Genomic DNA, 26,162 nt, shown 5'->3' with positions numbered 1-26,162 from the left:
AGATTTTATGAGTAATAAGTTTAAACAGCAATATTTAATTTTTAGTACCAATCAATTTTTTCACTGATACATTCTCAAATAGTTTTGTAAATGTAAATTTAGTAGCTTTGAGTTGGATAGATCTTCATTAGAGCCAAATGTACTTTCAAGTCTCTCTTCATAGTTATTTTGACCCCTTATATTTAGCGCTTTTGAAGAGCCAGGGTATCTGTTCAGTGAAGAAGGAGACTGTACTGTTTTTAAAGGAATAAATTCTGTATGCTCTTGATCAAACTTTTTAAATGTAGGATTAATTCGGATAAAATCCTCTACATAATTAATAATAGTATTAGTAGAAAGTGCCTCTTTATTATCCTCACTTAGCTCATTATAAGTTATATCATATTCGGAACCAGAATCACTGTTTTTCCAGGCAGTAAATTGCATTGCCCGTGGTATGTCTATAAACACATTACTTTGGAAGGTAGGATTAAGGGCGCCGCTTGCTATAATCCCCCTGTTAGCGTTGTATTTACCTGGAGCAACATTTTTAAACATATTGTTTTCTATCGTTGCATTACTCCAGTTCAACACGCGAATTGCATCCTGACGCATTTTCTCTATTTTATTATTTCTGATTATGATTTTATCGTGATATTTACCACCTGAATATTTATGGGTGCCAATTGCACGATCAAGGCCGTAGAAAATATTGTTTTCTATCTTCATATTGGAGTTAGGTGTTTTGTCGAACTTACTCCAAACAGAGCTCCAGCCATTTGTTAGCTTATCAGGAGTATCGATATTAATTGCTTCTTTGATTTCAGTTGTTGAAGGTATTGAATTCATAAATTTATTGTTGGTTATAACAGCATCCTTTGTTGCATCTATCTCAATGAAATGACCGGAATACATGTTTTGAAAATTAATATTTTCAATCCTAATATTTTGATTATGACCAGCAATAATAGCAATAGCATCCTTTTCGAAATTCAAATCAATCGTCGCTGAACCAGCTCCAATGATGGAAATATTTTTTTCACCATCATACCCTCCATAGACACCTTCTTTTTTACCAAGAGAAGGACGAATGAAATGGAAAAGTGAGTGGTCAGCATTGAGCTTAGATTTACCTGTTTCACTACCATTCATAATTTTCGCGCCATCCTTTAGTTTTATCGTTGTATTAGATGGTACGAACAATACATTAGAAACTATGTATGTTCCCTTTTCTAATTCGAGTGTGCCACCACCTGTTTCTTCAAGTCGTTCAAGATATGTACGAAGTAAATAATAATGTTTCGTATCATTATTGTAATTAGAATCGTTCATTAGATTCCTATTATATGTTTCGCTATTTGGCGAAATAGTATATGTTTCTGCCTTAGCTTCAATTGAATTCGAAGGATAGATAGCCCACAAACTCCAGACAACTAAGATCAGTAATAATTTTTTCATGATTCCTATGTTCCTCCTGACAATGCTTTTAAATATGATTGTAAACTTAGCTCATTATCAATTGTAGCGAAAGGCTCAACTCTAGCAGGATGAATGAGACAGATAAACCTCACAAACATGCGGAAGCGAAGCTGATGGCTTATCACTCACCCCGCCTAAAACTGTCCATCTAAAGTGGAAATCGATATTGGATTCAGTTGTTCAATCTTTTAAATGTATACCCTAAATACAAATAAATAATCTGATGAAAGAGCATTACATCGCAATCTACTGAGCAAGAAATGACACATTCTGACTTGTATAAAGTAATTCTATATCTTGCATAATAAAATGAGCGTAAATAATGGGAGGGTACAATATGAGGACAGGCATTCAAATAACTAGAATAGGTTTTTTTACATTGATACTATGCATGTTTAGTATTCAAGCACATGCACAGTTGGGTCCGGATGAAAAAGTGTATTATGATAATTATCAAAGTATATTGCAAATCATGGAAAAGGGAATGGAAGAATCGATTAAAACAGGTGATCCCAGTCTTGATTTCCTTTATGAAATGATTCCACATCACCAGGCAGCTGTATCGATGTCTGAAAATGTCTTGAAATATAGCGATAATGAACAAGTCAACAAAATAGCAGCAACCATTATAAGAGAACAACTGGAAGGTATTAAGAAAATGGAAGCTCTTAAAGATAAAATAAAGGTGAGCCCAGAAGTAAACGTACAAGCGGAGGCATCTTACTTAAAAGCTTATAATAACATCTATAAAACGATGATTGCGTCTATGGAAGATGCCAGGCCAACAGGGAATATAGATAAAGATTTCCTGGAAGAAATGATCCCCCATCATGTAGGTGCAATAAAAATGGCTGGAAATATCTTGAAATATACTCAAAATAGTGAACTCAAAACAATTGTAGAAAACATTATAACTACTCAACAAAAACAGGCTACAGAAATGCAAAAACTTTTAAAGACTATAGATTAAAAAAGTAAAGCCAAGAAGAGGCTGACCAAAACGCTCATTTAGGAATCCTTTTGGCCAGCTTCTATTTTTTATTTAAATTTAATTCTCTGTTTGAGACGAACCCAAGGTGGCTCGTCTCTATTTTTATACTTAAAAGTTAAAAAAGTATAGGTAATATTAAAAGAGTGCTATTGATAGCGCTTTCATAAAAGTATTCAGAATTTATAATTAAAAGGTAAGGATTTTATACAAAGGGAGAGTGTTAAAAATGTTGAAGAAGTTCAAGGGATTCACATTTTTATTTATGTTAATGGCATTTGCCATAGTAGCAGCAGCTTGTGACGCAAGTGGGAGTAGCTCAGTAGATGTGGGAATAGTGTTGCCTACGAAGGATGAGCCTCGTTGGGTGCAGGATGAGCAACGTTTTAAGGATGCTTTAGCGGATTCGGATTATTCTACGGAAATCCTATTTAGCCAAGGATCATCTGCAAAGGAAAAAGAAAATGTAGAGGCATTGTTGAATAAAGGTATTAAAGTATTAATCATTACTCCTCATGATGGTGCGGCAGCTGCATCTGCAGTAGAGGCAGCTAAGAAAGAGGGAGTTACTGTAATTGCATATGACCGTTTAATAACTGATACCGATGCTGTCGATTACTATGTAACTTTTGATAGTTTAGCAGTTGGTGCAGCACAGGCTCAGTACTTAGTAGACAATGCAAAGGGTTCTAATGCACCTCTTTACCTGTATGCTGGGGCGGCATCTGATAATAATGCATTCCTATTTTTTGAGGGCGCTTGGCAGGTGCTTCAGCCGAAAATCGCTGATGGTACATTTAAAATTGCTAACTCCAGTGAAGCAGAGGCTTTAAAGGATTCTGCAGATCTTTCTCGTGATCAGCTCGGAAAAATCATCGGGCAAATTACGACTAACTGGGATTCAAATGAAGCAAAAAACAAGGCACAAACACATTTAACTGCCGCGAGTGATGACCTAAAAGGGGATGTTTTAATCCTTGCTCCTAATGATGGGACTGCACGTTCAATCGCAGATGTGTTTGGTTCTGATAGTGCTATTACAAGCTATTTTGTAACGGGCCAAGATGCGGAGAAAGCTTCTGTACAATACATTATTGATGAAAAACAATCGATGACGGTGTTTAAAGATGTTCGTTCATTAGTAAAAGACGCTATGGGCATGGCAGTTGAAATTTTGGATGGAAAAACTCCTGAAACTACTGGTTCTTACGATAATGGTGCTATAGAAGTGAAAGCGAAACAAACGAATGTAATTGTTGTAGATAAAGACAATGTGAAATCAGAGTTAATTGATTCAGAGTATTATGAGGCAAGTGAATTCACCGGTATAGAGTAAAAGCCAATAAGAGGAGAAAAAGTGTAGTAGCGATCAATCACTTTTTCTCTATCTTTAATTTGTATAGGTGAGGGAGGTACGAGAATGAGTGGCTATATTTTAGAAATGAATAACATATCCAAAGAGTTCCCTGGAGTAAAGGCTCTCTCCAACGTAAATTTCAAAGTAGGTAAGGCAGAAATCCATTGCTTAGTCGGAGAAAACGGAGCAGGTAAATCTACTCTAATGAAGGTATTAAGTGGAGTATATCCATATGGTACCTATGATGGGGACATAGTGTTCGAAGGACAGGTACAACAATTTCAAGTAATCAGTGATAGCGTAAAGGCTGGTATTGGAATCATCTATCAGGAGCTAGCCCTTTTTCCTGATTTATCGGTCTACGAGAACATATTTGCCGGAAATGAAGTTAAAAAAGGTCCCTTTGTTGATTGGAATCAAACGATTGTCCAGGCTACAGGGTTACTTAAAAAAGTGAATTTAAAAGTGACTCCAGAAACATTGATTAAGGAATTAGGTGTAGGTAAACAACAACTCGTGGAAATTGCCAAAGCACTAAGCAAGGACGTTAACTTACTTATTTTAGACGAACCAACAGCAGCTCTGAATGAGGATGATAGCGAAAATCTATTAGAACTCTTAAAAGAATTGAAGAGTCAGGGAATTAGCTGCATTATGATTTCGCATAAGCTGAAAGAGGTTATCCATATTGCAGATAAGGTAACGGTGCTTCGTGATGGGAAAACCATTTGCACATTAGATGCAAGTAAGGGAGAGGTGGCTGAAAATGTCATCATCAAAAATATGGTTGGAAGAGACATCGAAGATATTTATCCAAAACGACCTGACAAGAATATCGGAGAGACCGTTTTATCATTAAAAGATTGGTCTGCCTATGATACACAGCTAGGAAGAAACGTAGTAAAAAATGCAAATCTTCAACTCAAGAAGGGAGAAATTATTGGTGTTGCTGGTCTTATGGGCTCAGGGCGTACAGAGCTTGCATTAAGTATTTTTGGCAATCCCAAAAATTATAAACTTCAAGGAACGTTAGAAATGCAAGGAGTAACTAAAACACTTAAGCATACTAGCGATGCGATTAAAGCAGGTATTGCCTATGTGACAGAGGACAGAAAGGGAGACGGTTTGTTTTTGCTACAGGATATAAAGAGCAATGTCTCTGCTGCTCATCTGAAGGGGATATCAAGCAGAGGAGTCCTTAACTTAAATGAAGAGGTAAAGGTCGGTAAAGAATATAAGGATTCTTTATATATTAAAGCTAGTTCTCTAGAACAAATAGTTGGCAAACTTAGCGGTGGAAATCAACAGAAGGTGTCTCTTGGAAAATGGTTGTTTACTGGACCTAAGATCTTAATTTTGGATGAACCAACACGAGGTATTGATGTGGGGGCAAAATTTGAAATTTATACGATTATGAATCAGCTAATCAATGAAGGAATGAGCATTATCATGATTTCCTCTGAACTCGGTGAAGTGCTAGGAATGAGTGATCGTATTTATGTAATGGCTAATGGAGCTATAAGAGGTGAATTGACTGCAGAAGAAGCATCTCAAGAAGCTATTATGGAACTCGCCACTCAATAGATAGAAAGGGGAAGAATCATGAATTTATTCAAAGAGGCTAAGGACCTTGTGAAAGATAATATACGAGATTATGGAATGTATATTGCATTAGCAGTCATTCTATTAACATTTACGATTATGACAAACGGTTTGTTTATGTCTTCTAGAAATATAAGTAATTTACTAGATTCCGCGGGCTACATTGCTGTGCTAGCAGTCGGAATGACTCTAGTTATCGTAATCCGTCATATTGACTTATCGGTTGGCTTTGTCGCTGGTTTTTTAGGCGCAGTGGCAGCAATATTTTTGACACAATGGGGTGTTTCCATATGGATTACAATTCCAACAGTCTTAATCTTCGGGGTAGTTATAGGTTTATTTAACGGTGTTTTAGTTGCGAGAATCGGTATTCCTTCTTTTGTTGCCACTTTAGCAGGAATGTTAATATTTCGAGGAGCGCTTTTACAGGTAACGGAAAGAACAGGGACAATTATTATTAAGGACAGTCAATTTAACGCTATTGGAAATGGGTTTATACCATCTCTTATGCAAATTAACGGATTACACCTTATGACATTGATTGTTGGGTTGATCGGTATACTTTTGTATATTTATAGTGAATTTTCTAATCGACGAAATAAATTGAAATATGGCTTTGAAGTAATGTCTAATGGCATATTTACTATTAAGCTTATTTTAATATCAGGAATTATTGCGTATATCACTTGGATTTTAGCGGGATATAATGGTTTTTCTTGGACGGTTGTTATTATGGTAATTGTGGTTATTATTTATCATTTTTTATCTACTAAAACGGTGCTTGGTCGACACATTTACGCGGTGGGTAGTAACCCAGAAGCCGCACATCTCAGTGGCATAAACGTACAAAAGATTACATATATCGTCTTCGGCTCTATGGGGATGCTTGCAGCCTTATCAGGAATATTATTTACTTCGCGTCTTCAATCAGCTACCACTACAGCTGGTACTCTTTTTGAGTTAGATGCTATAGCAGCGGCTTATGTAGGTGGGGTTTCGTCTGCAGGAGGAGTTGGAAAAGTAACTGGCGCCATCATTGGTGCAATTGTTATGGCTTCTCTTTCAAGTGGCATGAACCTACTAGGCGTTGGAATATCGTATCAATATATGATACGTGGTGGGGTTTTAGCTGGAGCAGTAATATTTGATGTGATGACACGAAAACAAAGAGCTTAATAGAAGAAATGGACAAAAGGTATTAAGAAAGGTCTAATACCTTTTTGTCTTTTTATTTCTTACAATTTTTATAATACTTGAAAACTATTGCAGTATCTTAATGCATTTTCAACATTATAACTTTTCCTTTAAAAATAATGATTGATCAGTCTGTTGATTGTAGCGGCAGGTGACGACTCCTGTGGGATGAGTGAGACAGATGAGTCATCACAAACGACGGTGATGGCTTAGCGCTCCCCCCGCGGAAAGCGTCCGTCTAAAACGGAAATCATGCTTAGTAGAGGTGTCTTCATAGAAGAATGAACTTCCGTTTTATATAGCTTATTGTCAATTAATGGACAAATGATAATATAGTAGAAAAAGCGAGATGCAAGGAGAGAAGGGAATGGGGAAAAAAGTAGTTTTCATACTTGGAGCACTTATTTTGATCTTTAGTTATTTGACCTTTTCCACGGCAACCCAGGCGCTCCGTACTACTAGCGAAATGCCCAAAACCATTCCCTCTAATGAGGATACCATTCGCCTTGTACTTATAACTCAGGAACTGGACACCCCTTTTTGGAATAAAGTCGGGCAAGGTGCAGCAGAACAAGCAAAATTAGAAAATGTTCAATTAGAGGTCTGGGGAAGCTATGGTAATAACGAGGAAGATTTTTTGAAAAGAGTGGAGATAGCCCTTCATTCAAAGGTTAGCGGAATAATTGTTCAGGGACTAGATAATGAAGAATTTAAAGAATTGACCAAAGTGAAGGCTGCATTCTACGGTATTCCAGTCATTACAGTCGCTAACGATGTCCCGGTCGAGGAAAGTTTAAGAAAGACCTATATCGGTTCAAATCAGCTCGAAGCAGGAAGAATGGTCGCACAACGATTAGTCAGTACAATGGGTACAACTGGAGATATAATCATTCTAGGAGATAAGAAACTAGCACATTATCAGAAGGAACGCTTGCAAGGAATTCAAGAAGTGCTTAAACACTATGAGGGAATTCAGGTGACCGTAAGAGGGACCGAGGATACTAAGGAACAGGTGATGGCTACAACTCAGCAACTTATGAACGAAACTCCACAGGCACAAGCTTTTATAGCAATCAATGCAAATTATGCTGGACCTATGATACAGGAAATTGGGAGACGTACAAGGGTAGAGCCATATCATATTTATACATTTGATGATGGAATTGAATCCAAAACTTTACTAAAGCAGGGGCAACTAGATGGTGTGTTGGAGCAACAGCCGGAGAGAATGGGTAAGGAAAGCGTGAAAAGACTCATGAAATGGTTAACTAATGAAACTGTTCCCCTTGACTCTGATGGTTATTTAACTGAAATAAGAATGGCTGAATTGGATGGTACGAAGCAATGACTACGATTCATAAAAAGATTTGGATGCTCGTTTCAGTAGTCCTCGTTATAATGGGTATCATTTGGTTAATGCTCACGTATTACAACCAAAGAACACAAGAGCAAACAAATGATGTATTACAGCGATACTTAAGGATGAATGAAGTAACTACAGCTAGTCAAAAAATAATAACTAATCTAAACAATTATTTACTAAATCCTACAGAAGCACATAAGCAACAGCTGGAGAAAAGTATAGTAGATATAAAAGAGGTTCAAGAGGATGTTGCAGAGCTTAGAAACGTGGAGAATTCATTTTCCTTAACGAATTATATTCATTTAATTGATAGTTTAGTAGAGACTACGGAGCGTTCTATTATGCTCATACAGGAACGAGATATAGAAGACTCCACCAAGGAATTCAATGAAGCTAATCGTATTTCTATGTACATATCAGAAATGACATTGACTATTTTGGATCGTGAACTGAAGACATATAACGAATTTTATCGGGCAATCATTAACCAATCCGAAGAGTTAAAAAAGCTTGGAATTTATTTGCTGCTATTGATTACCTGTGTGCTACTACTGGCGACTTATTGGTTTTCATTGAGCATTACTAAACCAGTTCATCAGCTTACAAAAGCGGCCAATGAATTAGCACAGGGGAGATTCAACCAGCAGATAGAAGTGAAATCTAATGATGAAATAGCATTTCTAGCCAAAACATTTGATGAAATGCGAATCAATATTAATGATTTAATACAAGAAATTCAACAAAAGGCACAACTGGAGCATGAGCTACAACAAAGCAGACTTCTACTAAAGGAGAGCCAATTAAAGACTTTACAAAGTCAAATAAACCCTCATTTCCTGTTTAACACTTTAAATACCCTTTCTAAAAAAGCTTATTTGGACGGGGCAGAGGAAACGAGTGACCTACTTGTAAGTGTCGCAGGATTACTTCGCTATAACCTCAAGCGAGGGGATGGAACGGTAACATTATTTGAGGAGGTTATAGTTCTCAATCAATACATGGAGATTCAAAAGGCTCGCTTTATCGATCGATTACGATTTATATCTCACATTGATGAGACGTGCTTACATATAAAAATTCCAGGTCTAACACTTCAGCCAATTATCGAAAATGCAGTTATTCACGCTATTGAGCCTGAGATAGATGGAGGCACAATTTGGTTTAGAATTCTTAAAGTGGAATCATTCGTGATTATAGAGATAGAAGACAGTGGCAAGGGGATGACAACGAAACAAATTGAAGAATTACTTAAGGGAGATATTGTGCCTAGCGAGGGGCATTCAACAGGAATGGGCTTTCAAAATGTTGTAAAAAGGCTGTCTTTGTTTTACGGAGATAAAAGCACTATCACTATTCATAGTATAGAAGGTCAAGGGACAAAGGTAATCATACAAATTCCAATAGCATGGGAGGAAAATGATGATGAAACTTCTGATCGTCGATGATGAACCGATAGAACGTGAAGGAATGCAGGCTATACTTCAAAAATCTTTTCCAGAGTACTCCTTTTATCAGGCTAAAAACGGGAAGCAGGCAATCGAACTTGCAGATAGTATTCGTCCAGATTTAGTGTTAATGGATATTATGATGCCAGGCATGAATGGGCTAGAAGCCATAGAAAAAATAAAAGAAACGAATTCATCTACCAAGTTTGTGATGGTAACTGCATTCGATATGTTTGATTATGCAAGGAAAGCTATTAAGCTTGGAGTGAAAGATTACTTACTCAAACCTAGTAAAGTAACCGAAATAGTCTCTACTGTAGGTAAAGTATTAGAGGAATGTAGAGTAGAAAAAGAAGCGGAGGCTAGCAGCCGTCTAGCAAATGAAATGTGGCAAAAAACATTGACTTTAGCAGAGACAGATATTGTAACACAGCTATTATTTGATCATGTTCACGAAGTGCATATAGACTTACTAGTGGAAATGTTAGATACCCCTTCTACACAAGAAAAATTTGTAGTTGTTATACTCTTACCGGAAGGTGCAGAGCATTTGTATGTGGACATCAAGCAGAAAGTTCGTCAAACAACCAATGCTTGGGTTGGTGCCTTATATGGAAGGCAATTACCAATTATTGTGTTTAGAAACCCTGATCAAACATTTCGTGCACAGGCAATAGCATTTTCAAAAGAGATTTTATCCTTAAATAAAGAAAACATCGGTATGGATTGGTTTATTGGAATTGGTCAAGTATATGGGGAACTCTCGGAAATTAGGCAATCCTACCAAGAGGCTCTTATTGCTACGATGGATCCCACTTTGGTTGTAAAGTATCGGTTTTATTCTGAAGTTCAGGCTATTACTGTTGAAACAGACTATCAGGTCATCAGACAACGGGAGCAGCTGTATTTCGAACAATTAAGACTAGGGGATTGGGAGTCGATTCGCTTATTTGTATTGGATATGATTCAACAGCATGAAAAAAAAGGAAATGCACTTATCTACACTCAACAAAGAGTATTGGAGTTATTGTGGATTGCACATAGAGTCATGAATGAATTAGGAATTGACTCAGAGGTACCTGTTTTCCCACTTCAAGCACTTGAGTATCGTCAGTTGCGATTGGAAACTACACGTTTGCTTGATCGTATGCAAACTGTTTATAAGAGCTATTTTGAACGGATGGAAGTTGATAAAATTCAACAAATCAAACAGTTTATATATGATAATTCCCATAAGGACATATCCTTAGATATACTGGCGCAAAAAGTCGACTTAAGCCCAATCTATATTAGTAAAATGTTCAAGGAGAAGCTAGGTATTAACTATATTGATTTTCTAACGGAGTGTCGAATTGGAAAGGCTAAAAAGCTCCTCAATAATTCAGAACGAAGCTTAAAGGAAATTACGTTTGAAATTGGCTACCATGATCCTAATTATTTCAGCAAGGTATTCAAAAAGATGTGTGGAATCTCTCCAAAGGAATATAGAAAAACCATGTTAAGTAAGAAAATAGAATTTTAATGAGAGGGGGAAAAGGATGAAACAAAGGGCTAAACCTATTTGGCTTTTGGGTATCATTCTGCTGTTAGTTGCTTGTTCCCCTGATACTGAAAGGGAAAGTATTAAACCAGAGAAAGGACCCCCTTCTCCAAAAGAAGAGGAGCCGATACGAATAGGGTTTTCTATGGATACCTTATTGGAAGAACGATGGCTAAAGGATCGAGATTTATTCAAGGAGGCTGTGGAGGCTTTGGGTGCCGAGGTAGAAATATTTGCAGCAAATGGAGATGATGCACTTCAAATATCTCAAGCAGAGCGACTTATTCAAAGCGGTGTCGATGTATTAGTAATTGTTCCGCATAACGCCGAGGCAACCGCGGCCATTGTCCATAAGGCTCATCTTGCAGGTATACAGGTGATTGCATATGACAGACTTGTGAAAAACTCTGATCTCGATTTGTATGTTTCCTTCGATAATGAACAAGTGGGAGAAATGCAGGCAAAGGCTATTACAGAGCTTGTACCAAAAGGGAACTATGTGATTATAGGGGGAGCAATCACGGATAACAATGCGCATCTTCTGAAAAAGGGAGTATTTAAAGTACTTCGTCCATATATAGAGAATGGAGATATCAACATTATTTATGACCAATGGACGAAGGATTGGACACCAGTAAATGCAAATGCGAATATGGAAGAAGCACTTCGTACAACAAATCTACAGATTGATGCAGTAATTGCAGCAAATGATGCTACTGCTGGTGGGGTAATAGAAGCACTTGAGGCCAAAGGGCTCGCTGGACAAATACCAGTCGCAGGCCAGGATGCGGATTTAGCAGGGGTACAGAGAATAGTTAAAGGGACGCAAACTATGACTGTATACAAACCTATTCACATGCTCTCAGAGGAGGTTGCGAAACTGGCTGTATCCATGGCTAAAGGTGAAAATATTAATGCGGGGCAGAAAGTTAAAAACGGAAAAATTGAAGTTCCTTCGGTGTTATTAACACCAATTCCAGTAAATAAATCCAATCTTAATACCACAGTTATTACAGATGGTTTTCATTCAGAAGAGGAAGTTTATCAAGAGTAGAAAGAGTAGCCCCCTTAATAAAAGGCAATGTGTTTGATTAACAACCCACTTCTGACTAATTTAGCAATATAAATTACACTAAGAAAACGCTCAGAGTAATTCAGTCTATATGTATTCCACACAACAATGGAATGTTCCTGTAATAATTGTTTTTATCTATTTAACCTACTGTGTCATTTAAAGTATAAAGCTTTAAAACTTATTCTTATATTAACCTAAGCATTTTATTTGATTTAATTGTCATCAAAGCATTTTAAGAGGACTCGACTTTTGATGTCCTTATAAATTAAAACACCCTCCAATCAACTGGAGGGTGTTTTATAATGAAGCAAAAATACTAATTACTTTGTTTAGCTGTTTGTTGCTTTCCTTTAATAAAGAAAGATAGGATAATTCCAATTACTGCTAGAGCAATAGCGTATTTAAAGGATGTTTGTACCCCATAAATAAACGCGTCTACTGATGAAGCTGATGCACCTTGCTCTGTCACAAAGGAAGCTTGGGCAGAGGACATAATGGTAATCGCCACTGCAGTCCCGATTGCACCGGATACTTGCTGAAGAGTATTCATTAATGCGGTGCCATCTGGATATAGATGACGAGGCAATTGATTTAAGCCATTTGTTTGAGCAGGAGCCATAACAAGCGATACACCAATCATCATTACACTATGTAGCACGATAATCGTTAGCTGAGATGTCTGCTGGTCAATTTGCATAAAGAATACGAACGCAATCCCGATTAAGATGAAGCCAGGCATTACAAGTACCTTTGCACCGTAATTGTCAAACAGGCGTCCGACAATTGGAGAGAAAATACCGTTAATAATTCCACCTGGTAACAAGACTAGACCAGCGGCAAATGTTGCTAAAGCCAATCCAGTTTGTAAGTAAAGTGGAAGTAAAATCATAGTTGAAAGAATACACATAAAGGCTATAAATACGGCGATTAAGCCTAATGTAAACATTGGATATTTTAGAACCTTTAAATTGATCATTGGTTTTTCCATGTTGTTTTGACGCCAAGCGAATAAGGCAAGACCAATTACTCCTGCAGCTAGAGCAATAATTACAATCGAACTGCTCCAGCCTTTATCGCCAGCTACACTAAAGCCATACACAATGCCTCCAAAACCAATACTAGAGAAGATAACAGATAGAACATCAATCTTCGGATGGGTAAGCTCATTGACATTTTGCATATAGAAGTAGCCGAAAATCAATGCAAATACAAGGAATGGAAGTGTAGTCCAGAAAATCCAGTGCCAAGTTAAGTATTCTAAAATAATTCCAGAAACGGTAGGGGAAATCGCAGGTGCGAACATGATAACAAGTCCCATGACACCCATCGCTGATCCACGTTTTTCAATTGGAAAAATTAATAAAACCGTATTGAACATCAATGGCAATAAAATCGCAGTACCAATAGCTTGAACTATACGAGCCATCAATAAAAACGCAAAGGTCGGTGCAAGTCCTGCTATAATAGTTCCTATTATAGAAAATATCAAGGAAGTCAGGAATAGCTGACGAGTGGTGAATTTTTGAATCAGTAATCCGGAAATAGGGACTAGAATACCAAGTGTTAATAAATAGCCAGTAGTCAGCCATTGAATAGTTGTATGTTCAACGCCGAGCTCAATGACTAATTGGCCTAACGCCATGTTTAGTGCTGTTTCACTAAATAGTCCAATAAAACCAGCGATTAGAAATGCTGCTAGTATTGGTGTTTTTTTGATTGGTTGTGACATGAAAATCCTACTCTCTTAATAAATTACTTTTTGGTGCTACTAAATAAGGGATTTGCTTGGCGATTGCTCTGAGCGGATCACCAGAAGCACTTGTGATGCTTAATAATATACCACCTTCAAATAGTGCATTTAATGTGATTGCAAGATTACTTGCATCTTCCTCCTGCATCCCACAGTCAATAAATTTGTCTTTTATCAGTTGTTGCCAGCTTTTAAAAACCTGATCACAGGCTAGGCGTATCTCATTGTTTTTAATCGCCATTTCACCAGCAATATTACCAATGGGGACACCATCTATTTCGCGGTTCAACTCAACTTGTGAAGCAATATGATTTAAATGGCTTGATAATATCTTTATAGGATCTGCGGATTCACTCAACAAATTCCTTGTATCCTGTAGCATAATTTTTCCTGTATATTGAATAGCTGCTAATAACAGCTCTTCTTTGCCATTAGGAAAATGATGATAAAGGGCACCCTTTGTTGTATTACATTCTTTAATGATTGTTGCAATACTAACCGCCTCAAAACCATACCATCGAAATAGATGACCAGCAGTCTGAATTATATGCTGTTTAGTTTCCTGCCCAACGGACATATCAATTACTCCTTTCCACAAAACAGAACGGTCGGTTTGTTTTTTAGCACAAAATCTAGTATAAAGAGTGATTAAACACAAAGCAAGCTTGGAAGCTCAGGCTTTAGCTCAAATCCATTAAAAAAATCAATGAATGGGCAAAAATAAAAGAACTCTAATGTAGCAACGCTGCACTGGAGTTCCACTCTATATTTTACAATGTTCCGCGATCTACTTGTTCCTTTAATATTTGTAGATTACCTAATACATTCTTCGAGACCTCTAACGTTTCTTCGATTGCATTAGCTTTTTCATCGGCTAGCTGGTAAATTATTTCGTTAAATAATAGCTCCATCTCCTCTAATATAGCTAAGGCAGCGACATTGTACAATCTTACATTTTCAAATTTAGCTGGTTCAAAAATGGCAGTATCCAGATAGGGCTTAAAATTGTCTAGCATTTCCGGTAGGTTTACATTCATCCTATTGAATCCAATGTGCAAACTTTCCATTAAGACCTCCATTTCTATAAGAGGCTCGAGGGCACTAGCTACAGCACTTTTTACTCTATGTTCATAATCTGTAAACAAACTCATCAGCAAACCGATGGGATTTCCGTACAGACCGATATTTTGAGCAGCCTTTACAGCGAGGATAATTGCAGTTAATGCAGCTTCTATTAGAAGTGCAATAACTTCTAGGATGGAAAGGATGGGACTTAATATTGTTGTTCCTAAAGTAACTATCGTATTATGGGCCAATTGGACTTGAACTTCCTTAATTTTCATTCCTACTACTAAATAAGAGGATTCCTGAATCGTCTTAATCTCTGTTTTTTGAACTGCATCTACACGATCTCCAGGTGAAGATCCCATGTGTATGGCATCTGCTAGGCTGACATCACGGTTAATAAAGGAATTGGCAATGTCATTAACCTGAGTTTCGTACTCAGTTAATTGATTGTATACTTCTTCTTTATTTATTTTTAAGATGTTATAGTGCGCATCCAGCTCCCCGACGACTGCATCGACAAAATTGTCTGTTCCTCCTCTAAATAATTCAGGGATATCCTTATACATAATATTGTGTGCACTCGTCACTAGATTATCTACGTCTAGCTTAAGCTGATTTAAATAATCTCTTGCTGGAGCGAAGAGTGTTTCTACACTTATGTCAGTTGAGGTAATAAACTCAATGATTTCAGCCGGTTTAGAGTTTAAAATGCTGTTTAATATTCTACAACGATCCTCTGCTGTATTAAGAAGATCTATTAGATCATCTATGGCTGCCTTGATAAAGGCCCCTGTCTCTGCGATGCCCTTAAAAACGGGGTCTCCGGCTATTTCTTCAAGCATTTGTTGAAAGATTTCTTGGAGGGTAGTTACACGCTGACTGAATTTAGCATTCTCATCCTCAACAATACTTACCGAGTTACCTATATACTCTTTGACATTTGTTATTCGACCTTTTACTTGGTCTCTTATCCCGTTGGAGAGTAAAATCATATTTTCTTGGTTAATCTCAATTTTTTCAGTATAGCCTCCATAAATAGGATTTCCTGTCCAAATACTTGTTACAATATGATCGTCAGCACCAATGTGGATATATCCATGTCCGGGCTGTCCTTTTATACCAACTTCAACAACAAAGTTCCCGTCATTATCAGGGGTAACGTAGCCTGTATGATTCGATACAATCTGTGAAAGCAGGGGAACCCCATTGTTAATGTTATATTTTTTCCCTGGTATTCTATTGCCCATTCCAATAGCTTCTTCTGTGCTCGTAAGAAAGTCGAAGCGGCTGTAATAATTGGTGATATTCTCATACATCATCGTAGGATCCACTAAACCAGCAGGAAGGATTGCAGGGTTCAATGTTACAGCCTTAACCTGAGGGTTATTAATTGCAACAGAGTTAGTAAGTCCACCACCTAGAGAGTTACCTGTTACTGAATCTACGTTTCCAAGACTAGTATTTACCCAATCAAAATACTTTTGTGCATCCTCTAATTGAGCGGGAGGAGTATCCGCTAGTAGCTTTGCATTTGTATCAATCCAATCCTTGTTGTCTGCACTACCAACAAAAACTACAGTCAATTCCTTTGTTTCATTGTTTTGGACGGTAAGTGCATCAAGACCTGAAGACATCCCGTATTGGGTATCCACTACTCTGAATACTTTATCGTTAACTGTTATAATTCTACCTTCTGGATAATTTCGATAAGCATGAGAACCAGCTAATTCTACTAAATCTTGATCATTTGTCTGGACGTTAGAAACAGGATTAATAGTAGTCATCGAGATTTCCACTCCTATTCTTTCATAATCTCATTTAATTTAGTCTTGTTTATCGAGCTTTTTTTTGAGCCGTTAGCATACTCTGCGTTAATCAAGTTATCGTGTAAAATTACCGAGTAAGAGCCTTGGGGTATTCCTTCCATTTGCTCAATATCGGAAACAATTTGGTCATAAAGTGCTTCATCTGGGGCGGTATCGGATTCTTTCATATATAAAGTAATAGTGATGAGCATTAGATTAGAATCGAAATTATACTTTTCAAATGAGCTTTTTAATTCTTCCTTGCTAATTGTTGGGTCTTCTATATATTTGTTATAAAGCTCTGTAAAGTATTCACCTGAGGCACTTGTGTAATAATAGGGAGTTGCAAATCCATTAGCACCTACTCTTTCCACTGCCTCCATACGAACTCCTACTATAGGATTTTTTGAAGTTATTTCATTTAAGTATTTATCAAGGTTAGAAAATTCCTGATCATTAACCATTGCATAAAGACCAGTAGAAATTGCGTCTTCTATCTGTCCCTCTTGAGACCACACTTTGTCTGTTTCTACTTTTTCCTTTTCCACATTAATAGGTACAATGGCAAAAGTGTAAAAATGAGGCTCTCCAATAGATTCTACGAATACAGAGGCACCGTCCACAGCTCCCACGATGTTATGGATTTTTACCTCTGTTTTATACTTGTTTAGAAAGAACTCATTTACCGCTTGTTCAATCGAATCACGATTCTCCTCCGCGATTTTGTCCGTTTTTTCTCCATTTTGTAAGGTGTATTCGTCCCCTTTGTAATCTTGAACGCTGACAAAGCTTTCACTATCTAAAGCAATATCACCATTTCCAAGTATTTTGGTTTCCTTTGTATTCTCTACATCCACGTTGCAACCTCCTAATAAAAGTGTTGTGCTAACAATTGCTAAGGCCATTTTGCTTTTCTTCATATTAATCCTCCCGCTTTAGAGCTAAATCCGTCGGTTTTTATTTATTGTAATCAAACCTTACGAGATAAGAAAATAAAAGCTTAATATTTTGTTTGAATTTTAAGAAAACAGGTGAAAGGTTGTATAGGGATTTTGTGTAATAAGGACTTTTGTTTTAAAGGGGAGAAGGTCATCCTTGGATGTGTTAACACCAAATTCATGAAGGGAGAGTAATGAGTGAATCAATTTTTCGCAATCGTACACTATTTATTTTAGATAAGAAAAATCTCATCCCTAAGATGTACTATAATTTCGTTCCGGAGATGTACTAGAAAATTTTACTAAATTGTTATACTTATTATGAGATCTAACAAAAAAGGAAAGATAGGGCAATTAGAAAGAGAATAAAAGAGTACAAGAATAGGGGAATGGTCGCGTGAAAAAGACAAAGAAATTAATCATATGTATTTTAGTATCAATTGTAGTAGTCCTAATAGGAGCCCTTTTTTCTCCGACATGGACAGCGTCTATTGAAGGGGAAAACAGTATTAGTGTTTTAGAGCAAGTGGAGGTTAATGGAAGTAACCATGAAGTATTGATTCGTGGCAATAATACCGATAACCCTGTTATCCTTTTTGTGCATGGGGGACCAGGAAGTTCAGAAATACCGTACGCTTCTCAATACCAAGACTTGCTAGAACAAGATTTTACAGTTGTTCAATATGATCAAAGAGCAAGTGGAAAATCATATCATTTTACAGAGGACTATTCTAATCTTTCAACAGATTTACTAGTAGAGGATCTGTTAGCTATGTCCGATTATATTTCGAAGAGACTTAATAAAGAAAAGATCATATTAATTGGTCATTCGGCAGGTACCTACATTGCTACCCAAGCTGCATATCAATCACCTGAAAAATATGAGGCATATATTGGCATCGGGCAAATGAGTGATACCATTGAAAGTGAGCTAGAGAGCTTAGCCTTCTGTATTGATCAAGCTGAAAAGGAAGGGAATATGGAGGATGTTACATATTTACAAGGGTTAGTGGAAGATATTAAAATTGGTGACACGGTTACCCCAAGAAATTATGTGATGAAATATGGTGGGACCTCTAGAATTATCGAAAGTCCAGACGGTAATAGCTTAAATAATTTTCTTAGCAAGGAATATAATTTATTGGACGTGATTCGTTATAACTATGGGATTTCCTACTCACAGAAAATGATGTTACCTGATTTGTTAAAAAAACCGTTACCTAATATCGTTACAAAGCTTGAATTACCAGTTTATTTTGTAATGGGAAAGTACGATTATCATACTACTTATAATACAGCCAAAAAATACTTTGATGCTTTAAAAGCAGAACAGAAAGAATTTATTACCTTTGAGAAATCAGCTCATTATCCACAATTCGAGGAAAAGGAAAAATTTTATGAGTGGATGTCCACCACTTTTCCACAATAAATATAACTTAAATCAAGTTTTAAGGAAGGTGAACGAATGGAAAGGGCTTTAACCAATATTATTAACAGTGAAAATTTAAATGATTATCCGTTGTTTAAAGAGTTTTGCCAATACAAGGAAAAAGGTCTACGTAAACAATCGTTAAAGTCATTAAATCTTTTTCTTCAGCAAGCATTAGGATGGGATATAAAAAAACAACAACAATTTGCATGTTGGATTTATGAAATATTTGAAGTATCAGAAGATGTACATCAGGTACTTATTCACCCATTAGAACTGAGATTATTGAAGCCTTTAATGGAGGAATGGATGGATTTGAATCCTGAAGACCCAAGATTGTACAGATGGTATGGTCTATTTCTGAATATCGATAAGCGGACAACCTATTTAGACAAAGCTTTAAAATTAGGTGGCGATAAGGAACAATTAGTATTACTAAAGCTAATAGATATTTATATAGATTCTCTTTGGTACTCTTTTCACCATATTTCAGAGGACCTATACTTAGGTAATATACAAGAAGATAGATTACTACTGAAAGAAATAGAACAGCTAAGCGAGAAAGTAGAAAAGGAAGAATACAAAATAAATATTTACCAACTCGTATCTTATTATAGTAATTTGATGAGTGATTGGATTTCGTTTTCAAGTGAAGGTACAGTCGGCTTTGTGCAATGGTGTGAGGATAAAGGCAAGGCCTATGAATTTACTAAGATCTATTATTATGAAAAGTAGGTTTCAGCATATGCATTAGGAGATTTGTATGATTTTTTATAAAAAACAGAAAAAATAAAACTTTCCTGCTTATCGTTACGTCTAATGGGTAGAAGTGGAAGAAGGAGGGATATAATTGAAGAAAATACTTTTGTTACTGCTACCATTTGTTTGGATCGTAGGGTGCAGTTCTAGTTCAGAAAAAGATATAAATGAAACTAACGTTGCGCCAACTCAAGAAGAGGCTGAGGATACTGAAGAAACAGCTAGTGACCCTTCAGGAACAAAGGAAACTTATTTAAATAAATTAAATGAGATTGAAGTTAGTTTAAAGGAATTCGACAAGGTATATGAGTCTGGAACACAAACGGATATGAATCAAGCTAAATCAGAAACATTCAAAAGATGGGACGAAGCTCTAAATGAAATTTATGGTGTACTTAAAGAGCAACTTTCTGAAAGCGAAATGGAGGATTTAAAGATAGAACAACGCGATTGGATTAAGCAGCGTGATAAAATCGCAGAAGAAAAATCCAAGGAAGCAGAGGGTGGAACACTTGAGCCATTCCTGTATTCGAGTGCTTTAGCTGATCTTACTAAAGAAAGATGCTATGAATTAGTAAATAATTATATGAAATAAGTGAAAACGCCCCTCCGAGTGAGTGGCGTTTTTTTCGTTCAAAGAATTTGTGAAAACGAAGTATTTAGATAAGACAGAACCTGAAAGTCTAATTAAAATAATCTAATAATATCTAACTCTTAAAAATTTATTAAATAATTTTAAAATTAGGTAAATTTTAGTTTCTAATTTCCAGAATTTGCTTTACAATATAATTATTACCGTAAAAGGGGGACTATTTTTGAAGAAGATAGGTATTATATTAACGGCTTCGGCTTTATCAATTGGAATGTTTTCATCTGCTGTAAGTGCTGCTGGTACAGGAGGGGCACAACCATATAATGTGATGACTCAGGTTGCAGCAGTGGATGTTACTGTATCTAAGGAGGACCTGCTAAAGAAATTTAAAGCGAGCTTTCCAGGGATATTTGACTCTGTAAAGGCTAGTGAATTTTATATGCACTCCTATGAAAATCCGTATGAAAACAAAACAAGATATGATATGTCTTTTAATAAGCAAGTAAAAGGTAAGGAAATCTACGGTAGTATTGGGTTTTCTGGAGACAATTTTGAGATAGAATCTTTTCACTATGAGCCAGTGACTACCGCTGATGCTTTATTTCCTGCAAAGGTATCCAAGGATGAAGCTAAAAAAATTGCCAATGACTTTGTACAAAAGTATATCAAGGACGGAAGCTACCAGCTAACAGAAGGGATGAATGATTTTTATTATTCTCCTCAACTTCTAACTAGACCTATTCGTTATTCTTTTTCATTTAATCGAGTCCAGGATGGAATTGCTATTCAAGATCAGAATGTAAACGTAACTATTTTAGGTAGCGGAGAGATTGTAGAATTTAATCGTTTTAATCCAAGTAAATCTTCAACGTTTGAAGATGTGAAAAAAATGAATGATTCAAAAGAAGCACTAGCAAAAATAAAAGATAATGTAACAGCTAAACTACAATATCAAATTACTGCATCGGATGAAATTAATAAATATGATGTGAAATTAGTTTATACGCCAGATGTGCTTAGTTTAAATGCAACAACTGGTGAATGGTTTAATAGCTATGAATTTTTAGCCGAGAAGCCTGCTAAAAAGGGATATGAAATGATTGTAGAAAAGGCATTGCCTGCAAAGCAAAATGGTATCACGAAGGAAGAAGCCAAAAAAACGGCAGAGAATCTACTAAAGGTAGATTCAGGTAAGGTAAAGCTATCTATTCAATCGGTAGAAGAGACGAAGAATTACAATGGACAAGATGTAATCAGTGTTCAATATATGTATAACTACTCAAACGGAAGCGGTTCTGGATCTAATATAGAATTCGATAAGAAAACAGGAGAGCTAGTTCAGTTTCATAGTATGAAACGTGAAATAACGGAATATATAGAAGAGAAAAAAGATGACAAAGCTATTTCCTATGAAGAAGCACTAGCTAAGGCAGTGCAATATGCTAAGGAATATTTACCTTCTAATCTTCACCAATATGCACTTCCGACAGATTCTCTTTATGAAGATCCTAGGGGTCTCTATTACTTTTCATTCCCTCGAATTGTAGATGGAGTACTTGTTTCAGGAGATCAAATAAATGTGCATTTAGAAAACGATGGCACTTTAGGCGGTATAAGTATTAATAGACCACAGATTGACGAGTGGCCATCAAAGGATAAAGTGATTTCTGAAAAAGAAGCAGAAGAGATTTTCAAGAAGTCTGTTTCATTAAAAACGAGTTACATGAAAGAATATCAGAAGATAGAAAGTAATCATTATAACTTAATATATTCTCCACAGTTTAATGAAGAAGATTATCAAGTATTAGAGGCAAACACAGGTAAATGGTTCAATCAATATAATAGAGAAGTGTTGCCAGAAGTCTCTCATAAAACCGCAGCAGATGAATTAAATTATTTAATACAAGCAAAAGTGTTAACGGTTAAGGATGCAAAAACCTTTAATGGGGATGCAACTGTATCGAAGGGGGAAGCCATCAAAATAATGATGAATTCCTTGACGTATATGTATTCTGGTTTTCCTGGAGGAGATTCAGAAAACGTCAAACAAACCTTTACTAATGTAGATTCTAAGCATACATCTTATCAGGCAATAGAAAGAGCGGTAGAGCTAGGAGTACTCACAGCAGACAAGTCTACCTTTGATGTGGATAGTCCGATTACTAAAGAGGAGCTATCAGTATGGTACATCCGTGCTCTAGGCTTAGAGGAAGCTGCAAAGCAATCTAAAATATTCAAAAATGATTATACAGATAGTAAAAAGATTAAAGCCGAGAACGCAGGCTATGTTGTGTTGGCAGACTCTTTGGGATTGGTAAAGGCAGAGAAAAATCAATTCAACCCTACTAAGCAAGTAACCTATGCAGATCTAGCAGTTTCTACTATCCGTTTAGGACATGAAATGTCTAAAAAAGGCAGAGACTATAGATTCGGTTATTAAATTTTCAAAAAGCGGTCAAGAACGCTGTATAACGAAAAGAAACGTTGTACAAATGGAAAGAAGTTTAAAGAAGAGCCCTCTATTTTTAGAAGGCTCTTCTGTTTTGTAGAAATCGAGACGGTATCAAAAGACAGTGCAAAAAACTCACCAAGATTTTCTCTTGGTGAGTTTACTTTATTATTTCAGTTTTAAATAAAACCAAACAGCATTGATGAATGTCTGAGTTTGACCCTTAATAGATGTCCCATTAAAGGTTACTAAGAAAGGATTAAGCAGTGACTGAAGCACGCTTTTACGTATACGCTCCTGTTTAAGCTCAAAAATAATGGCCTCATAGAGATCCTCTTGTTCCATTGTGAAGTTCCCTGTTGCTTTAAGATGCTTGGCCATCTCCAATAGTTCGTTTATTTCTAGCGGTTTTCTATCTATATTCATTCGCATCAAATGGAAAGTAGATTGATCGATTAAAGAAGTATTATGTTGAATCATATGGGGAATGATAAGGCCAATGTATTCAAGTAAAACCTCTACAATCCGATGGAGTGAGAATGGTGCGTTAGTTATGCGTATCGTAAACATAATGTGCTGTAGCATACCATGGAATAATATAGCGCATTCAAAGGCGTGTTCTGAAATTTCTTCTCCAAATACAGCTTTAAATCTTATGGCTAACCATTCTAATTCAAATATGCGATGCTGTAAAACCAATTTTTTGAGATCTTTTTCGTTAGAACTAAGAATGGCATCGAAGAGTGCATGAAGGTTCCGCTCTTCATTTAACTGAATGATACTATAAATCTGCTCGGTTAAAACTTGTTGGTCTTTTTCGTTTTTCCCGACCTGACTTTGCATACGAAGCTGACTAGCATCATAACGTAATCCTTCAAGTATTTCTGCTATACAATCATTTTTAGAAGTAAAGTAATTATAAAAAGTTCCTTTTGAAATATTTGCTCGATCTATAATATCTTGTATAGATGTTTGTTGGATGCCTTTTTCCACAAAAAGCATTAAGGCTACATCTGCGACATGTCTTTTACGTTTATTCATAAGTCCTCCACTACTATACTGATGGCTTTAGTATATATTTTGTGAACATAAAGTTCAATGTTTTTAAACCTTGAGTATAAATATATTGAAATAAATGGACTAATGGTTTAATATAATTCGAGTAATTAAATAAAAAGAGAAAAATAGAATAGGGGAAGACGAAAGATGAGTCATATTGAAAATAGAAAATCTACGTACTTAATGCTAGCCGTACTGTTTGTCGGGGCATTTGTGTCGTTTTTAAATAACTCGCTTTTAAACGTAGCGTTGCCTTCCATTATGGTGGATTTAGATGTCGATTATTCCACGGTACAATGGTTAGCAACGGGTTACATGCTAGTGAGTGGAGTATTAATACCAGCATCCGCATTTTTAATAAGAAGGTTTTCAAATAGAACGTTGTTTATTACATCAATGGCGATATTCACATTAGGTACTGCTATGGCAGCATTAGCACCAAATTTTGGCCTGCTATTAACTGGTCGTATGGTTCAAGCTGCAGGTTCGTCCGTAATGGGGCCATTATTGATGAATGTTATGCTAGTTGCCTTCCCACGTGAAAAACGTGGAGCTGCAATGGGGATTTTTGGATTAGTTATGATTACAGCACCAGCGATTGGTCCTACATTATCAGGGTTTATAGTAGAGTACTATGACTGGCGTGTTCTTTTTATCATGATTCTGCCGTTAGCAGTCATTAGTTTAGGCTTAGCTGTATGGAAGTTAGGAAATGTAATGCAGACGGATAAAACTGCAACCATTGACTTTGCATCTGTCATTCTTTCTACATTTGGTTTTGGTGGTTTATTATATGGTGTCAGCACAGCAAGCTCAGCAGGTTGGGATGACCCAATTGTATTAACAACCTTAATAGTCGGAGCTGTATCTTTAGTAATTTTTGTTGTACGTCAGCTGAAGCTAGACGAACCACTATTAGATTTGCGTGTATATAAATATCCGATGTTTACTTTAGCGTCTATAATTGCTGTTGTTAACTCGGTAGCAATGTTCTCAGGTATGATTTTAACACCGGCGTATGTACAAAATGTACGTGGTATTTCACCTCTTGACTCAGGTTTAATGATGCTACCTGGAGCAATTATTATGGGAATCATGTCTCCGATTACAGGGAAATTATTTGATAGGTTTGGACCACGTCTTTTAGCGATAATCGGATTAGTTATTACAGCAATTTCGACGTATGAATTGTCCACGTTACAAATAGATTCTTCATACTTATATATTATTTCTATTTATACAACTCGAATGCTTGGGATGTCTATGGTTATGATGCCTATCATGACCAATGGTTTGAATCAGTTACCAACACGCTTAAACCCGCATGGTACAGCTGTTAATAACACTGCTCAACAGGTTGCTGGTTCTATAGGTACTGCAGTTCTAGTATCGATCATGAATTATGTGACTACAAAAGAAGGAGAAAGTCTAATGTCTAAAGTAGACCCTGCTACTCTTACTGAGCAATCTATGGGATTATTAGGTCAACAAGCCCTACTAGCAGGTATTCAATATTCTTTCCTAGTAGCATTGGTTATGAACATAATCGCATTAGTATTAGCCTTCTTCTTAAAACGAGTAGATGTAAGCCCTGCTGCACTTCGTAAGCTAGAAGAAGAAAATCAAGTAGAAACAACAAAATAAAGTGTATAATTTTGGCCTCCTTCTTATTTAGAAGGAGGCTTTTTATATGTAAGTGGAAAGTTCTATTTAGGTTATGGAAGTACGCTTAGCCCATAAAAAACAGGATTTAACTAGAGAAAAATAGGGTAGATGAGAAATACAACAAAAAAGGAGGACATACTATGAATCACTTAAAAGCACTTCTTATTAAATTTGTCATGATTGCAGTAGTCCTTATTGTGGTTTTGACGCTCATTTTTGATGTCCCATTTATGGATTCTATTTGGACTAGCTTAATATTAACTGTATTAGCTTACATTTTAGGAGACTTTCTACTATTCCGTCTTGCGGCAAATCGCTCCAGTCAGAATGTCCGTAATATGATAGCGACAGGCGGAGATATTATCATTGCCTTTCTAACTATTTGGTATATGCAAGTTGCTCTAGTAGATGCCAACGGATCTATTGCACTTGGTTCATTTATTGCTGCGGTTATTATCGGTGCAGGCGAATGGTTCTTCCATCAATACTTGGATGGAAATGTAGTTTCTAAAAACACTCGAACAACCGCTGATTTAGAAGCAGATTATAAAAAATAACCTTAAAAAATCCCTTTCAGAAATTCGAAAGGGATTTTTTTACATTAAGATAAGAAATGTCTTCTAGTG

Annotated in this window: 20 protein-coding genes; 14 read left to right on the top strand and 6 right to left on the bottom strand. The window is 36.4% G+C overall.

From position 1 onward, the window contains the following. Positions 1-60 precede the first annotated feature (60 nt). Positions 61-1,437 (bottom strand): right-handed parallel beta-helix repeat-containing protein, encoded by a 1,377-nt coding sequence (locus tag MKY94_RS17715; protein WP_151112605.1) that lies wholly within the window; start codon positions 1,435-1,437, stop codon positions 61-63. Positions 1,438-1,795: 358 nt separating this feature from the next. Here MKY94_RS17715 and MKY94_RS17710 point away from each other — a divergent pair, with 358 nt between their 5' ends. The 8 genes from MKY94_RS17710 (at position 1,796) to xylF (ending at position 12,001) form a co-directional block, all read left to right on the top strand. Continuing rightward, a complete protein-coding gene (locus tag MKY94_RS17710) occupies positions 1,796-2,428 on the top strand; it encodes a DUF305 domain-containing protein (RefSeq protein WP_191963818.1) in 633 nt (210 codons plus the stop codon). Between the two features lie 247 nt (positions 2,429-2,675). Beyond that, positions 2,676-3,782: a sugar-binding protein gene (locus MKY94_RS17705; RefSeq protein WP_191697866.1), complete on the top strand. Its 1,107-nt coding sequence runs from the start codon at positions 2,676-2,678 to the stop codon at positions 3,780-3,782. 84 nt (positions 3,783-3,866) lie between these two features. Next, positions 3,867-5,387, top strand: coding sequence for a sugar ABC transporter ATP-binding protein (locus tag MKY94_RS17700; RefSeq protein ID WP_342577527.1), 1,521 nt, complete (start codon positions 3,867-3,869; stop codon positions 5,385-5,387). 18 nt (positions 5,388-5,405) lie between these two features. Continuing rightward, positions 5,406-6,581, top strand: a complete 1,176-nt coding sequence (locus MKY94_RS17695) for a sugar ABC transporter permease (RefSeq protein WP_151112613.1) — start codon at positions 5,406-5,408, stop codon at positions 6,579-6,581. A 385-nt stretch (positions 6,582-6,966) separates the two neighbouring features. After that, complete coding sequence (locus tag MKY94_RS17690; protein ID WP_342577526.1) at positions 6,967-7,947, top strand: substrate-binding domain-containing protein; 981 nt, start codon at positions 6,967-6,969, stop codon at positions 7,945-7,947. Continuing rightward, positions 7,944-9,407, top strand: coding sequence for a sensor histidine kinase (locus tag MKY94_RS17685; RefSeq protein WP_151112616.1), 1,464 nt, complete (start codon positions 7,944-7,946; stop codon positions 9,405-9,407). The genes MKY94_RS17690 and MKY94_RS17685 overlap by 4 nt, the downstream gene beginning before the upstream one ends. Further along, positions 9,382-10,929, top strand: coding sequence for a response regulator (locus MKY94_RS17680; protein WP_151112618.1), 1,548 nt, complete (start codon positions 9,382-9,384; stop codon positions 10,927-10,929). Before MKY94_RS17685 ends, MKY94_RS17680 begins: the two co-directional genes overlap by 26 nt. A 16-nt stretch (positions 10,930-10,945) precedes the next feature. Continuing rightward, positions 10,946-12,001 carry a D-xylose ABC transporter substrate-binding protein gene (xylF, locus tag MKY94_RS17675; protein WP_151112620.1) on the top strand — a complete coding sequence of 352 codons (1,056 nt, stop codon included), beginning with the start codon at positions 10,946-10,948 and terminating at the stop codon, positions 11,999-12,001. A 337-nt stretch (positions 12,002-12,338) separates the two neighbouring features. Here xylF and MKY94_RS17670 read toward each other — a convergent pair whose 3' ends face one another. The 4 genes from MKY94_RS17670 to MKY94_RS17655 all read right to left on the bottom strand — a co-directional run bounded on the left by MKY94_RS17670 (position 12,339) and on the right by MKY94_RS17655 (position 17,565). After that, positions 12,339-13,751, bottom strand: a complete 1,413-nt coding sequence (locus MKY94_RS17670; protein ID WP_342577525.1) for a DHA2 family efflux MFS transporter permease subunit — start codon at positions 13,749-13,751, stop codon at positions 12,339-12,341. A gap of 7 nt (positions 13,752-13,758) precedes the next feature. Next, positions 13,759-14,349, bottom strand: a complete 591-nt coding sequence (locus tag MKY94_RS17665; RefSeq protein WP_191697863.1) for a TetR/AcrR family transcriptional regulator — start codon at positions 14,347-14,349, stop codon at positions 13,759-13,761. Positions 14,350-14,542: 193 nt separating this feature from the next. Beyond that, positions 14,543-16,624: a hypothetical protein gene (locus MKY94_RS17660; protein ID WP_342577524.1), complete on the bottom strand. Its 2,082-nt coding sequence runs from the start codon at positions 16,622-16,624 to the stop codon at positions 14,543-14,545. A 14-nt stretch (positions 16,625-16,638) separates the two neighbouring features. After that, positions 16,639-17,565: a DUF1672 family protein gene (locus MKY94_RS17655; RefSeq protein ID WP_144540691.1), complete on the bottom strand. Its 927-nt coding sequence runs from the start codon at positions 17,563-17,565 to the stop codon at positions 16,639-16,641. Positions 17,566-17,980: 415 nt separating this feature from the next. Between MKY94_RS17655 and MKY94_RS17650 the strand changes: the two genes are divergently transcribed. The 4 genes from MKY94_RS17650 to MKY94_RS17635 all read left to right on the top strand — a co-directional run bounded on the left by MKY94_RS17650 (position 17,981) and on the right by MKY94_RS17635 (position 22,803). Beyond that, positions 17,981-19,012, top strand: a complete 1,032-nt coding sequence (locus MKY94_RS17650; RefSeq protein ID WP_342577523.1) for an alpha/beta hydrolase — start codon at positions 17,981-17,983, stop codon at positions 19,010-19,012. Between the two features lie 36 nt (positions 19,013-19,048). Next, a complete protein-coding gene (locus MKY94_RS17645; RefSeq protein ID WP_342577522.1) occupies positions 19,049-19,747 on the top strand; it encodes a hypothetical protein in 699 nt (232 codons plus the stop codon). 115 nt (positions 19,748-19,862) lie between these two features. Then, positions 19,863-20,366 (top strand): lysozyme inhibitor LprI family protein, encoded by a 504-nt coding sequence (locus MKY94_RS17640; protein WP_154309906.1) that lies wholly within the window; start codon positions 19,863-19,865, stop codon positions 20,364-20,366. A gap of 220 nt (positions 20,367-20,586) precedes the next feature. Further along, entirely contained in the window at positions 20,587-22,803 is a 2,217-nt protein-coding gene (locus MKY94_RS17635) for a YcdB/YcdC domain-containing protein (RefSeq protein ID WP_342577521.1), read from the top strand. 177 nt (positions 22,804-22,980) lie between these two features. Here MKY94_RS17635 and MKY94_RS17630 read toward each other — a convergent pair whose 3' ends face one another. Further along, positions 22,981-23,853, bottom strand: a complete 873-nt coding sequence (locus MKY94_RS17630; RefSeq protein WP_144540705.1) for a TetR/AcrR family transcriptional regulator — start codon at positions 23,851-23,853, stop codon at positions 22,981-22,983. A gap of 165 nt (positions 23,854-24,018) precedes the next feature. Here MKY94_RS17630 and MKY94_RS17625 point away from each other — a divergent pair, with 165 nt between their 5' ends. Continuing rightward, positions 24,019-25,515: a DHA2 family efflux MFS transporter permease subunit gene (locus MKY94_RS17625; RefSeq protein WP_229654005.1), complete on the top strand. Its 1,497-nt coding sequence runs from the start codon at positions 24,019-24,021 to the stop codon at positions 25,513-25,515. A gap of 161 nt (positions 25,516-25,676) precedes the next feature. Next, a complete protein-coding gene (locus MKY94_RS17620) occupies positions 25,677-26,093 on the top strand; it encodes a DUF2512 family protein (protein WP_342577520.1) in 417 nt (138 codons plus the stop codon). The last annotated feature ends 69 nt before the right edge of the window (positions 26,094-26,162 follow it).

The sequence above is a fragment of the Psychrobacillus sp. FSL K6-2843 genome, from assembly GCF_038626375.1.
GTDB lineage: Bacteria > Bacillota > Bacilli > Bacillales_A > Planococcaceae > Psychrobacillus > Psychrobacillus faecigallinarum.
Note: the sequence above shows the minus strand (reverse complement) of the source record. Positions and strands in the feature narration are given on the sequence as shown.